Annotated in this window: 13 protein-coding genes and 1 pseudogene; 2 read left to right on the top strand and 12 right to left on the bottom strand. The window is 61.4% G+C overall.

What is annotated here, in order from left to right; genetic code table 11:
* Nucleotides 1–26 precede the first annotated feature (26 nt).
* Both EFQ99_RS11375 and pcsA read right to left on the bottom strand, forming a co-directional pair.
* The gene (locus tag EFQ99_RS11375) at nucleotides 27–1,007 is read right to left on the bottom strand and encodes a quinone oxidoreductase family protein (RefSeq protein WP_126921135.1); all 981 of its coding nucleotides are present in this window, start codon (nucleotides 1,005–1,007) and stop codon (nucleotides 27–29) included.
* 10 nt (nucleotides 1,008–1,017) lie between these two features.
* The gene (gene pcsA, locus EFQ99_RS11370; protein WP_126921134.1) at nucleotides 1,018–1,746 is read right to left on the bottom strand and encodes a phosphatidylcholine synthase; all 729 of its coding nucleotides are present in this window, start codon (nucleotides 1,744–1,746) and stop codon (nucleotides 1,018–1,020) included.
* 357 nt (nucleotides 1,747–2,103) lie between these two features.
* Here pcsA and EFQ99_RS11365 point away from each other — a divergent pair, with 357 nt between their 5' ends.
* Entirely contained in the window at nucleotides 2,104–2,916 is an 813-nt protein-coding gene (locus EFQ99_RS11365) for a ferredoxin--NADP reductase (RefSeq protein ID WP_126921133.1), read from the top strand.
* Nucleotides 2,917–2,966: 50 nt separating this feature from the next.
* Here EFQ99_RS11365 and EFQ99_RS11360 read toward each other — a convergent pair whose 3' ends face one another.
* The 6 genes and pseudogenes from EFQ99_RS11360 to EFQ99_RS11335 all read right to left on the bottom strand — a co-directional run bounded on the left by EFQ99_RS11360 (nucleotide 2,967) and on the right by EFQ99_RS11335 (nucleotide 7,641).
* Nucleotides 2,967–3,581, bottom strand: a complete 615-nt coding sequence (locus EFQ99_RS11360) for a GntR family transcriptional regulator (protein WP_126921132.1) — start codon at nucleotides 3,579–3,581, stop codon at nucleotides 2,967–2,969.
* A gap of 116 nt (nucleotides 3,582–3,697) precedes the next feature.
* Nucleotides 3,698–4,899: pseudogene (locus tag EFQ99_RS11355) on the bottom strand (ABC transporter permease).
* Complete coding sequence (locus tag EFQ99_RS11350) at nucleotides 4,889–5,605, bottom strand: ABC transporter ATP-binding protein (protein ID WP_126921131.1); 717 nt, start codon at nucleotides 5,603–5,605, stop codon at nucleotides 4,889–4,891. Before EFQ99_RS11350 ends, EFQ99_RS11355 begins: the two are co-directional and overlap by 11 nt.
* Before the next feature lie 11 nt (nucleotides 5,606–5,616).
* Nucleotides 5,617–6,906 (bottom strand): efflux RND transporter periplasmic adaptor subunit, encoded by a 1,290-nt coding sequence (locus tag EFQ99_RS11345; RefSeq protein WP_126921130.1) that lies wholly within the window; start codon nucleotides 6,904–6,906, stop codon nucleotides 5,617–5,619.
* Between the two features lie 152 nt (nucleotides 6,907–7,058).
* Entirely contained in the window at nucleotides 7,059–7,433 is a 375-nt protein-coding gene (locus tag EFQ99_RS11340; protein ID WP_126921129.1) for a GFA family protein, read from the bottom strand.
* A 7-nt stretch (nucleotides 7,434–7,440) separates the two neighbouring features.
* Complete coding sequence (locus tag EFQ99_RS11335; RefSeq protein WP_126921128.1) at nucleotides 7,441–7,641, bottom strand: hypothetical protein; 201 nt, start codon at nucleotides 7,639–7,641, stop codon at nucleotides 7,441–7,443.
* Nucleotides 7,642–8,013: 372 nt separating this feature from the next.
* Between EFQ99_RS11335 and EFQ99_RS11330 the strand changes: the two genes are divergently transcribed.
* Nucleotides 8,014–8,193, top strand: coding sequence for a hypothetical protein (locus tag EFQ99_RS11330; protein WP_126921127.1), 180 nt, complete (start codon nucleotides 8,014–8,016; stop codon nucleotides 8,191–8,193).
* Between the two features lie 54 nt (nucleotides 8,194–8,247).
* Here the strand turns inward: EFQ99_RS11330 and EFQ99_RS11325 are convergent, their stop codons facing one another.
* Genes EFQ99_RS11325 through EFQ99_RS11310 form a run of 4 tightly spaced genes read right to left on the bottom strand, consistent with a single transcriptional unit; the run spans nucleotide 8,248 to nucleotide 12,711 of the window.
* Nucleotides 8,248–9,327: an ABC transporter ATP-binding protein gene (locus tag EFQ99_RS11325; protein WP_126921126.1), complete on the bottom strand. Its 1,080-nt coding sequence runs from the start codon at nucleotides 9,325–9,327 to the stop codon at nucleotides 8,248–8,250.
* Between the two features lie 29 nt (nucleotides 9,328–9,356).
* Nucleotides 9,357–10,406 carry a carbohydrate ABC transporter permease gene (locus EFQ99_RS11320; RefSeq protein ID WP_126921125.1) on the bottom strand — a complete coding sequence of 350 codons (1,050 nt, stop codon included), beginning with the start codon at nucleotides 10,404–10,406 and terminating at the stop codon, nucleotides 9,357–9,359.
* A complete protein-coding gene (locus tag EFQ99_RS11315; protein ID WP_126921124.1) occupies nucleotides 10,406–11,440 on the bottom strand; it encodes a carbohydrate ABC transporter permease in 1,035 nt (344 codons plus the stop codon). The genes EFQ99_RS11320 and EFQ99_RS11315 overlap by 1 nt, the downstream gene beginning before the upstream one ends.
* An 11-nt stretch (nucleotides 11,441–11,451) precedes the next feature.
* Nucleotides 11,452–12,711 carry an ABC transporter substrate-binding protein gene (locus tag EFQ99_RS11310; RefSeq protein WP_126921123.1) on the bottom strand — a complete coding sequence of 420 codons (1,260 nt, stop codon included), beginning with the start codon at nucleotides 12,709–12,711 and terminating at the stop codon, nucleotides 11,452–11,454.
* Between the last annotated feature and the right edge of the window lie 19 nt (nucleotides 12,712–12,730).

Raw genomic sequence — 12,730 nt, 5'->3', positions numbered from 1 at the left:
CTTCTGCCAACCGGTCCGTTCGGATCTCATGGAATCAGCAGCGTCGTTCCTGTTGTTTTTCTTGCTTCCAGATCCGCGTGAGCCCGCCCAACCTCACGCAGCGGATAGGTTTGATTGACATTGATACGCACTTTGTTGCTTTGCACAACATCAAATAGCGCGTTTGCACTGTCGATCAGTTCCTGGCGGGCGGCGACGTAGGTGAAGAGGGTCGGCCGCGTCGCAAAGAGTGAACCCCTCTGCGCCAGCGCGGAGAGCGTGAAATTCTCGATCGGCCCGGAAGATTGGCCGAATGAGACAAAAAAACCGCGCGGCTTCAGGCAGTCGAGCGACTGTGGAAAAGTGTCGCGGCCAATCGAATCGTAGACGACATCCACGCCCTTGCCGGCTGATATTTCGCGGACACGGCTGACAAAATCTTCGCTCTTGTAGTTGATTACATGGTCGTAGCCGTGGGCAAGCGCCAGTTCGACCTTATCCTCAGAGCCTGCCGTTCCAATAACGGTGGCGCCGAGCGCCTTTGCCCACTGCCCGGCGATCAGCCCGACGCCGCCGGCCGCGGCATGAAACAGCAGCACCGTCTGAGGGCCGACCTTGAAGGTGCGGTTGAGCAGATATTCGGCGGTCATGCCCTTCAGCATCATCGCCGCCGCCGTTTCGAGCTTTATGCCGTCAGGCACATGGACGAGATGCCGGGTCTCGATGTTGCGTTCGCTGCTATAGGCGCCGTCGGCGCCGGCATAGGCGACACGATCTCCGACCTTGAAATCCTCGACGCCAGGACCGACCGCCGTCACGGTGCCGGCGCCCTCCTTGCCGGTCACGAATGGCAGGTGCGGCACCTTGTAGCTGCCGTTGCGAAAATAGACGTCGATGAAATTGAGGCCGATTGCCGCGTGCCTGATTTGCACCTCGCCCGCTAGAGGCTCGGAAAGATCGACGTCGCCATATTCGAAGACCTCCGGCCCGCCCGTCCTCGAGAATGAAACCGCTTGCGTCCTGGTCATTTTGACTGTCCTAAGCTTCGCGTCCGAGTGCCGGGAAAAACTGTAGCACCGCGCCGATCACGTAAAGATAGATTCCGCTCACGATAAAGAGAATGAGCGCCCATTCGGGCGTGTCGAAATGCAGCAGGAGTGAATAGATACCGAGCGCCGACCACAGGAAAAAGACGCCGAGATTGAGCGGGCGCAGCCTTTTGACGCGGACCGGATGCAGGAAATTGATCGGCAGGAAGGTCAGCACCACCGAAACAATAACGACCGCGAGCGCCGTCGTCGCACTCGCATCGATGACGAACAGCGTGAAAACGATCATGTTCCAGACGACCGGGAAGCCGGAGAAGAAATACTCATCCGTCTTCATGCCCATATCGGCATAGTAGATGGCGCTGGAAACGACGATCATGCCGGCGGCGACAAAGGACCAGGGCTCGCCGATCATGCCGCTCTGATAGAGTGCGAAAGCCGGCAGAAGCACGTAGGTGACGTAATCGATGATATTGTCGAGCGTATCGCCCGACCAGTTCGGCAGCACTTCCTTGACGCGCACCTTGCGGGCGATCGGACCGTCGATGCCGTCGACGAGAAGGGCAAGCCCCAGCCACCAGAACATGTCGATGAAGCGGTGTTCGGCGGCGGCGACCACGCCGAGAAAGGCAAGGAAGGAGCCGGAAGCCGTCAGGATATGGACGGAAAAGGCGCGCATTTCCGCGTAAGGAACGCGCTTGTAGTTGAAAATCTTCATATTCCCCGGACCGCCCTATCGCGCCTGCCCCGGCAAGCGTCTTTTTTCGCCATCATCGCCGGATCCCTGTTCCTGTACACGGGTTCGGCGCCGTAGGTCTTTGTTGTCGCACCGCTTTTGCCGAGAGCCGGCGTCCATACCAGGCGCGCCACTCTAATATGCATCCTTTGCCGGGCTTCGCCAGCGGGAAATACGACATTCCCCGCCCGCGCCTCTTCGCTCTTGAATCCTGACAATGACACGCATATTTCCCTTGATGAGCGCTGGATGGAATGGAATGCCTTTAATTTCGGCCGGATATGTAATATCTGCCTCGCATCCGATAGTTCATCCGACGAAACGGGATCCTCTACCGCAATGAACGCGCCTGCAAAGACCGAAGACTTCGCCTCGTCCATCCCCGCCGGCGTTTACGCCGAGACGGTGCTTGCCGTGACGCATTATACCGACCGGCTCTTCCGCTTCACGATGACCCGGCCGCAGGGCTTCCGTTTCCGTTCCGGCGAATTCGCGATGATCGGCCTGATGGTCGAGGGCAAGCCGGTCTTCCGCGCCTATTCGATTGCCAGCCCCGCCTGGGCCGAAGAACTCGAATTCTTCTCGATCAAGGTGCCGGACGGCCCCCTCACCTCACATCTGCAGGCAATCAAGCCGGGCGACCAGGTGCTGATGCGCAAGAAGCCGACGGGCACGCTGGTGCTCGACGCGCTGACGCCCGGCCGTCGTCTCTACATGTTCTCGACGGGAACCGGCATTGCGCCCTTCGCCAGCCTGATCCGCGATCCCGAGACCTATGAGAAGTTCGAGGAGGTCATCCTCACCCATACGACCCGCGACGTCGCCGAGCTGAAATACGGCTTCGACCTCGTCCACGAAATTCAGAATGACGAGCTGCTGAACGAAGTCGTCGGCGACAAGCTGCGCCATTACGCGACTGTCACACGCGAGGATTTCGAGTATCGCGGCCGCATCACCGACCTGATCTCCTCCGGCAAGCTGTTCACCGATCTCGGCGTGCCGCCGCTCGATCCGGCGATCGATCGCGGCATGATCTGCGGTTCCTCGGCCATGCTGAAGGATACCAAGGAACTGCTCGAGAAGGCCGGCCTTGATGAAGGCGCCAACAGCAAGCCCGCCGAATTCGTCATCGAGCGCGCTTTCGTCGGCTGACGCTCTTCCGACAATCAGCTTTGACCGCGGCCCCGGAAACGGGGCCGTTTCTATATGTGGGCGATATAATCGATCAGCGCCGTCATGGCGGCGCGCGCCTCGTCCGGCTTGCCCGCATGGATAGCGCGGATGACGGCGACATGCAGTGAGATGGCGCGTTCCATGCGCTCCGGACTTGCGGTGGAATACCAGAGGCGGCGCGAATGTGTCTGCACCGGGCCGAGCGCTGCCATGATGAATCCGTTCGGGCAGGCATCCTCGAGGATTTCGTCGAAGGACTTGTCAGCGGCGAAGAACCCGGCGAGGTCTCCCGTGACGGCGCATTCTTCCATCGCGCCGGCGCATTCGATGAGGCGCGCACGCTGTTCGTCGCTCGCATGTTCGGCGACGAGGCTTGCAGCGATTGGCTCCAGTTCCCGGCGCACCTGCATGACGTTGCCATGGTCCTCCGGCGCGATCTTGGCAACCTGCAGCCCGACGCGCGCTTTGACGAGGATCAGCCCCTGCCAGGCGAGCTTCTGGATCGCCTCGCGCACGGGCGTACGCCCGTGGCCCGCCATATCGATCAGCTGCTTTTCGGTGACGAGCGCGCCAGGTTTCAACGCCAGCGTCACAATCAGATGCTCAAGCGCGAGATAGGCAAGATGGCTCTGTGAAGTCTGCATGCCCGAAAATCCGACCTAAAATCCTATACCGACATGCCCAGAACCCTAGGCTAGTTGCGCTGATATATCATAATAGAGACAGATAGATAACAGGGCGCCGAGATCAAGCGGCTTTTTCATTCATGCCGCAGCGCCTCGATGGGGTTGAGCTGCGCTGCCCTTCTCGCCGGGAAATAGCCGAAGATCATGCCGATCGCTGCGGAGAAGAGGAAGGCGACTGCGACCATGAGCGGGCTGAAGACGAAGGGGACTTTCAGCAGGGTCACGGCGCCGAAGCCGAGGCTCAAGCCGAGTAAAATGCCGGTGATGCCGCCGAACAGCGACAGTGCGACGGCCTCGACGAGAAACTGGGTGAGCACCTGGTTTTCAAGCGCGCCGATCGCGAGACGAATGCCGATCTCGCGGGTCCGCTCGGTGACGGAGACCAGCATGATGTTCATGATGCCGATGCCGCCGACGAGCAGGCTGATGGCCGCGACCGCGCCGAGCAGGCCGGTCAGCAGCGTCGTCGTGCCGGTCATCGCCTCGGCGATCTGCGTCATGTCGTTGACATTGAAATCGTCTTGCCGACCGGGAATGATCTTGCGGCGCTCGCGCAGGAGATTTTCGACATCCGACTGCACCTTGGCTGTGGATACACCGTCACGGGCAGAAATGATGATGGTCGGGACATTGGAACTGCCGCTGATGCGGCGCTGGAATACCTGACCGGCATGATGACGGCATCGTCTTGATCATTGCCCATCCCGGATTGGCCGCGCTTGGCGAGCACGCCGATAACGGGGCAAGAGACCTTGCCGACGCGAATCTGCTGGCCGATCGGATCGGCTCCGCCAAAGAGCTGGTCGCGGACCGTGCCTCCGATAATGCAGCGCGACTGGCCACGTTCCTCGGATGGGGTGAAATCGCGCCCGATCGCCAGGTCCCAGTCCTGTGCGACGAGATATTCGTTGGTGGTGCCGTAAACGGTGGTGGAATGGTTCTGCCCGCCGAAGATGACGGTCGCCGTCGACTGATTGGACGGCGCGACCGCCCGCAGGCCGGAAACCTGATCGCGGATTGCCGCTACATCCTTCAGCGAGAAGCGCCGCGCCTCGGAGCTCGCCCGGCCGGGGCCGAACTGGCCGGGGCGGACGAACAGCATGTTGGTGCCGAGCCGCGACAGCTCGGTCGAAACCTGCGCGGTCGTGCCGTTTCCGATCGTCACCAGCGCGATAACGGCGGCAACACCGATGACGACGCCGAGCACGGTCAGGAAAGAGCGCAGCATGTTGCGGCTGATGGCGCGCAGCGCGAGTTTCAGCGTCTCAAAGAACATGATCCGCCCTCCTCTGGTGCTCGACCTCAGTCTCCAGCTTGCCGTCGACGAAACGCAGCAACCGCTGCGCATAGGCGGCGATATCAGGTTCGTGCGTAACGATGACGATGGTGATGCCTTGCTCGCGGTTCAGCCGCGTCATCAGGTCCATGATCTCGACGCTGGTTTTCGTGTCGAGATTGCCTGTGGGCTCATCGGCCAGAAGCAGCGCCGGCTCGGTGACGATGGCGCGGGCGATGGCGACGCGCTGCTGCTGGCCGCCGGACAGTTCCTGTGTCTTATGATGTTCGCGGCCGGTGAGGCCGACCAACGCCAGGGCTTCCCGCGCCCGTTCGCGCCGCTCGCGCACTGCCATGCCGCGATAGATCAGCGGCAGCTCGACATTTTCGACGGCCGAGGTGCGCGACAGGAGGTTGAAGCCCTGGAAGACGAAGCCGAGCATATGCCGGCGCAGCAGCGTCAGCTGGCCGCGGTCGAAGCCGCTGGTCGGGATACCCTGGAAAATGTAATCGCCGCCACTCGGCACGTCGAGGCAACCGAGGATGTTCATCGCCGTCGATTTGCCGGAGCCTGACGGCCCCATGATCGCGACGAATTCATGGGCGTTGATTGCAAGGTCGACATGGTCGAGCGCGCGGATCGCCGCCTCGCCCTCGCCGTAGACTTTCGAGACCTGTCTGAATTCGATGAGCGGCGGGCTTGTCATTCGTCCCCCGCCTAATTCGTCTGCAGCGTGGCGTCGGTTACCAGCGCGTCATTCTCCTTGATTTCGCCGGAGACGACTTGGGTGAACTGGCCATCGGATGAGCCGACCTGGATGACGACGGGCGCCGGGCGACCGTTGCGCAGCACCCAGACGCGGCGCTGCGTCCCCGTCAGTGCCGGGCCGGACTCTCTGTTGCGCTGGCGTGGCGGGCCGAATATGCCGAAAATGCCACGGCCGCGCCGCTCGGCCTGCGGCGGGGCGTAGCGCAGCGCTGCATTCGGCACCATCAGCGTGTCCTTGACGGCTTCGACGGTGACATCTGCTGTCGCCGTCATGCCGGGGCGCAGCAGCAGGTCGGCATTGTCGACTGTTAGTACCGCCTTGTAGGTCACCACATTGTTGACCACCTCGGAGGCGAAGCGGATCTGCTCGATCTCGGCGGGAAAATTCCGGTCGGGATAGGCGTCCACCGTAAACTTCGCCTTCTGGCCGACGGCGATATGGCCGACATCGGCCTCGTCGACATCGACCTGCAGTTCCATCTTCTTCAGGTCGCCGGCGATGGTGAAGAGGATCGGCGCCGAAAGCGAGGCGGCCACCGTGGCGCCCGGATTGACGGAGCGGGTGAGGATGACACCGTCGATCGGCGAGATGATCTTCGCCTTGGCGAGATTGACCTCGGCAAGCTGCAGGTCGGCCTCCGAGGCCAGCACCTCAGCTTCGTTGATCTGTTTGGCGGCAACGGCGGAATCATATTTGTAGCTGGCGTCGTCGAGGCTCTGCTGGGTGGAGACATTGCTCTTGACCAGGCTCTTCAACCGATCGAGCGAAGTGCCCGCCGATTGCATATCGGCATTGGCCTTGACGACGTTCGCCTTGGCCGAATTGAGCTTGGCACGCGAACTCTTCACATCCGCCTCAAGCTTGTTCGTATCGAGAAGCGCGAGCACCTCGCCAGATTTGACCGTGCTGTTGTAATCGACGTTGACGTCGCGGACCGTGCCGGAAAGCTCGCTCGATATATCCACCTGCTCGGTCGGCTGTACCGAACCGGTGGCGGTGACGAGAACCGTCAGGTCGCCGCGTTTTGCCGGCTGGGTATCATAGCTCACTTCGCTGCGCCCGCGGCCCATGTAGACGTAGGCCGCGACTGCGGCAGCGGCGATGAGGATGAGAAGAATAACCAGGCGTCCACGCCAGCGGCGGCGCTTGCCCTGCCTTCCCGATGCAAGAACCGCTGCGAGATCGGACGCGCCGCTTGCCTGCGCTCCAGTCTTGTTGCCGGCTTGGGGATTGCTCATGAAGTCCTCGATCACTGGATGGCTGCTGCCGGCCTGCGCGTCAAAGTAACCACAGCGCACATGAACCGGCGATTAGCGTTGCCGCGGAAGTGGCACGGAATTGCGGATGGGTGAAATGAAATCTTGGTAAGGAAGGGTTGGCAGAGAGCGCGTCAGTCGGCATCCTCGCCATATTGACCGGCGCCCGGCAGCGGATGCAGCCATGGTTCGCGCCGCTTGATCCAGACTTCGTCGCCCGGCATCAGGTCTGTCGGCGGATTGTCGAGCGAGCCGAGGCGAATTTCCGCCGCATCCTGCCGAAGGCAGAAAAGCCTGCTGCCGCATGTCGGGCAGAAACTGCGGCCGGAGAAAGTAGCGATCTTGCCGCTATGGGAGAAAGCCGGGCGCGGCCAGACGGCAAAGAAGACGAACGCGGAGCCGCTCGATTTACGGCAATCGCCACAATGGCAGAGGCCGACACGAAGCGGCTCGCCTTCCACCCTGTAGGTAACCGCCCCGCAAAGGCAGCTCCCGGTCCGGATCTTCATGAGGTCGTCAGGCGTCGAGACTAGACGGCGGGCGCCGCTTTGCCGCCATCAACAGGTCGAGTTCGGTGGCAGACGGGCCAAACTTCTCATAGAGGCGCTTCGCCTCCTTGTCGTCCAGCCTGTATTTCCTGGCAAATTCGCCGATGCTGTAGGGGCGGCCACGCAACACTCTTCGCGCCGGGGTCGCCGTATTCGGTGCGTCGGTCATGGTTTTCTCCTTTCTTCCTATGCCTTTTAAGCTAGAGCGATGGGTTGAATAGGAAAGAGCAGACGAGCTGCGCCTGCGTTTCCGACATGGGTGAATCGGGTTCATGTCCGGAACCTTCTTGCCATCACAAGCATTGTCAGGACGAGGTTGCGGGCCGTGCCAAGCGGACGCGGCGGTGCTGGAGAACATCGGGATTTTTCCGTTTTCTCCCGATGGCCAACGAAATGGCAGGCGAGCTCCCTACCCGCCCGGTTCGCTTCCTCATCCCATCGAGGTGGAGATCACGAAATATTAAAATAGGGAACGTATGCGCCAAGGCGAGGTTCTCCCATCGAGGTCGACGTGGCCTCGTTCAAACCCAAGGAGAACCGTATGGCAAACCAAGGTGGAAACCATGAACAGCACGTCAAGGCTGGTCAGCAGAGTCACAAGAACGACTCCAAGGACCGTAGCGCCTCAGGCAGCCGCGACGCGCAGTCCAGCGGAACCCGCGGCGGCAGCCATGAACAGCATGTCAAGGCTGGTCAACAAAGTCACAAGAACAGCCATTAAAGCTGACTTGATCTAATATTCGGCCCGCGCTTCGGCGCGGGCTTTTTTAAATCATCAAGACAGGCGCCGGCCATCCTCTCCGAAGAGATGCAGGACCTCGGGATCGAGCTTGAGCGGCAGGCTGTCGCCCGATTTCATCTGCTGCTGGCCGGCAAAGACTGCGATCAGTTTCTTCCCGGCCGCTTCGGCATGCACGACGGTCTCGGAGCCCAGTTCCTCGACAAGGATAATGCGGGTATCCAGCCTGGTCGTCGCTCCCGCATCGGCAAGGGTGATGTGTTGCGGCCGGATGCCGATGCTGATCCTTTCGCCGACCGGGCAGGCTTCACGCGCAACGACGGAAAGGCGATGGCCGCCGACCGTTTCGACCTGGGTGGACCCACCCTCGTGACCGATGATCGCGCCTTCCAGGAAATTCATATGCGGGGCGCCGATGAAGCCGGCGACGAAGCGGTTCGCCGGCTTGTTGTAAAGTTCCAGCGGCGTTCCCACCTGCTCGATCCTGCCGCCGCGTAGCACGACGATACGATCGGCAAGCGTCATCGCCTCGACCTGGTCGTGGGTGACGTAGATCATCGTCGCCTTCAGGCGGGCGTGAAGGGCCGCGAGTTCGGTGCGCATGGAGACGCGCAGTTCCGCATCGAGATTGGACAGCGGCTCGTCGAGCAGAAAGGCATCCGGCCGCCGGACGATGGCGCGGCCGATCGCGACGCGCTGGCGCTGGCCGCCGGAGAGCTGGCCCGGACGGCGCTGCAGAAACGGCTCGATCTCCAGCATGCGTGCGGCATCAGCGATACGCGCTTCGATCTCCGCTTTCGCCACCTTGGTGTTTTCGAGGCCGAAGGCGAGGTTCTCCCGCACGCTCATATGCGGATAGAGCGCATAGGACTGGAAGACCATGGCGAGGCCGCGGTCGGCGGCGGTGATATCCGTGACGTCGTTGCCGTCGATGACGATGTTGCCGCCTGTGGGCTTATCGAGGCCGGCGATCAGACGCAGCAGCGTCGATTTCCCGCAGCCGGAAGGGCCGACGAAGGCGACGAACTCGCCGTCGTTGACGGCAAGCGAGACATCGCGAATGACCTCGACGGAGCCGAAATTCTTGACGATGTTCTTGAGCTCGAGCCCGCTCATGCACTCTCCTGTTTCATAGTATACACGGCCTATTTCAAGCCGGAGCCGGCAATGCCCGTGGTGATGAAGCGCTGCAGGAAGACGAAGATCAGCACGACCGGGATCATCGAAACGACGGTCATGGCAAGGATGTAGTGCCATTGCACATTGAGTTCGCCGGCATAGACATTGAGGCCGACCTGCAGCGTATAGAGTTCCTTGCGCGAGAGCACGATCAGCGGCCAGAGGAAGTCGTTCCAGCGCCAGACGACCGAGAAGATCGCCAGCACGGCCAGCGCCGGGGCGGACAACGGCAAGATGATGCGCCAGTAGATCTGCCATTCGCTCGCCTTATCCATGCGCGCAGCGTCGATCAACTCGTCCGGGATCGTCAGCATATATTGCCTGAGCAGGAAGACCCCGGTCGGGGTAGCGACCGTCGGCAGGATGACGCCCCAAAGGCTGTCGAAGAGGTTCAGCGTGCCGATGACGGAATAGAGCGGCACGACGATGACAGAAAGCGGCACCATCAGCGTCGCAAGGATCATCAGCATGACGGCAGTGCGGCCGGGGAACTGGTATTTCGACAGTGCGAAGGCGGCCATGGAATTGACGAGCAACGTGATGGCCGTTGCCGCCACCGTCACGAAGACGGAATTGCGCAGGAATAGGAAGAAATCGAAGCGCTGGAAAGGTTCGGTATAGTTGCCGCTGGCGAATTCGACCTTGCGCACCGGCGTGCGGTCCTTGATGTTTGCCTTGACGATCTCACCGGGCTGCTTCGGATCGACCATCTGGCCGACGATGCCGATGCGGCGGACTTCGGCGAGTACACGGGTGCTGCCGTCCGGCATCGTGACATTGTAGAGCGGCAATGGCTTATCGTAGCCCGGCACAACAGCCTGTTCGGTGACATAAGGCAGGAAGGACGGCGGGAATTCGGCAAGGGCCGCCGGCGTCTTAAACGAGGAGAAGACCAGCCAGACGGCCGGGCCGAACATCAGGAAGACGCCAGAGATCAGCCAGATCCACGTGACGATGTCCGTCCAGTGCCAGCCGCGGCCGCGACGGCGGAGAAGAAATGCACCGACGGCACTCATCAGCGTGTTCCCTTCTTCTCGTTGCGGGCGCTGACGCCGAGTTGGATCAGCGTCAGGATGACGAGGACGATGCCCATCAGGATCGAGGCGGCCGATGCAAGCCCCGGATTGCGCAATGAACTCGCAAAGCCGGTCTCATAAATATACTGGGTAATGTACATGGTGCTGGTGCCCGGGCCGCCGCCGGTCAGCACGAAGACCTCGTCGAAGATCTGCACGGCGCGGATCAGCGCCAGCACCAGCACCACGATGAGGTTCGGCATCAGCAGCGGCAGGGTGATGCGCCGGAAGATGCGGGTCGGGCTGGCCTTGTCCATCGCAGCCGCCTCGTAGAGATCTTTCGGGATCGCCTGCAGACCGGCGAGCAGGATCAGCGCGTAAAAGCCCATATGCGCCCAGACGGAGACGAAGACAGCGAAGAAGAAGGACCAGAAGCGATCGCTGAGCCAGGAAAACGGCTCCAAGCCGAGGGGGCTTAGCGCATAGTTCAGCAGGCCTTCACGCTGCAAAATCCATTTCCAGATCAGGCCGACGACGACCGGCGACAGAAGCACCGGAAAGAAGAAGACGGCGCGCCAGAAGCCGCGATTGGAGAGCTCGCGGTTGAGGATCAGCGCCGTCGTCAGGGCCGCGATCAGCATCACTGAGACCTGGAAGACGACGAAGACGGCGGTGTTGCGCACGGCGGCCCAGAACGTGTCGGCCGCGCAGGTCGACGGATCGAGGTAACTGCGGCAATCGAAGAGAATACGGTACTGGTCGGCGCCGACATAGGTCCGGTTCGGCAGGAAAATGGCGCTGCCGCTCGTCGTCGAATAGATGAAATTGATGACCAGCGGCAGGAGCACGAAGACGGTGAAGATCAGCATGTTGGGCGCGAGGAAAACGCCCGCCATGCCGTTCAGCCCCGTCAGCTTCTGCCAGGCGCGCATGGGAATGTCGACGATCCCCATGAGAAGCCGGACAGGCGCATTGAGCGCCTGCCGCAGAGCTGATTTCACCGGTGGTTCGGAAGAAACCGTCTTCGCCGTCATCTGTTCTTCCGTCAGTTGCCGGCGACCTTGGCCTTGATGTCCTCGTCGATGCGGGCATAGGCGTCGTCGAGCTTCATTTCACCGGCGACCACCTGGCTGATGCGGGCGACGATGGCACTGTAATAGGCGTCCGACCATTTCCAGCCCGGCAGCTTCATGGCGGGTGCCGCCGTCTGGCCGGCCGATTCGACGAAGGCCTTCAGTGCCGCCTTCACATGCGGATTGTCAGTCTTGAAGTCCAACCGGCCGGATGCGACGCCCTTATGCGCCGGGATGAACAGGCTGCGCTCGGCGAACTCCTTCTGCACGTCGGCACCTGCCAGGTAGTCCATCACCTTGGCGACGTCCTTCGGGTTCTTGGTGTACTTGACGGCCACCAGACCGGCACCACCCTGCATGCCGGAGCATGCAACTGGGCCGCAGGGGCTTCCCGTCACGACCCAGTCGAAATTATCGCCAATCTTCTGGGCGAAGCCCGAAATCTGCCAGCTCCCGGAATAAAGATAGGCGAGACCGCCATTGATGAAGTCCTCGGCACCGGAGCGGTAGGTGGAGCCGGCGGCGCTGACCCAGACGTCCTTGTTGATGGTGCCGTCCTCGTTCCACTTGACGAAGCGGCTGAGGAAGTCCTTGGCGCCCTGATCGATCGGCGCAGGCTTGCCATCGGCGGCGATGTAGTTGGCGCCATAGGAGATGTTCGGGCCGGAGACGCGGTGGCCGGAACGGTCGATCGCCATGGCGATGACCTTCTGGCTGTCGGCGACCTTCTTGGCGGCCGCTGCCCAGTCGTCCCAGGTGGCTTTCGGGCCGGGGATTTCTACACCGGCCTGATCGAACAGCGTCTTGTTGGCAAAGCCGCCGGTCAGCGTCAGCTGTGTCATGAAGCCGGTGATGGCGTTCGAGCCGTCGGGGCGCATCCAGTCAGCCTGGGCGCCGAAATTATCGTCCCAATATTTCGCATCAGCGAGGTAAGGACGAAGATCGAGCCAGTGTTGCGCCGGCGCCTTCAGATTGGTGACACGGGCGATATCCGGTCCCTGCCCGGCTTCAAGCTGCACCGGCAGCTGTTCCTTGACGACGTTGTAGGAGACCTCGTCGAGGATGACGTTGACGTCGGGATTGGCCTTGGAGAAGCGTGAGAGCAGGTCCTTGATCACATCGCCTTCGCCACCGTCGGAATACCACATGATGCGCACGTCGCCGGCATGGGCCGCGACGGAACTCAAGAGAACTGCGGCAAAAGCCGCGCCGATCGATTTCATTCTGGTCATTTTGTCCTCCTCCTGACCT

This window comes from Rhizobium vallis, from assembly GCF_003985155.1.
In the GTDB taxonomy this organism is placed as follows: domain Bacteria; phylum Pseudomonadota; class Alphaproteobacteria; order Rhizobiales; family Rhizobiaceae; genus Rhizobium; species Rhizobium vallis.
Note: the sequence above shows the minus strand (reverse complement) of the source record. Positions and strands in the feature narration are given on the sequence as shown.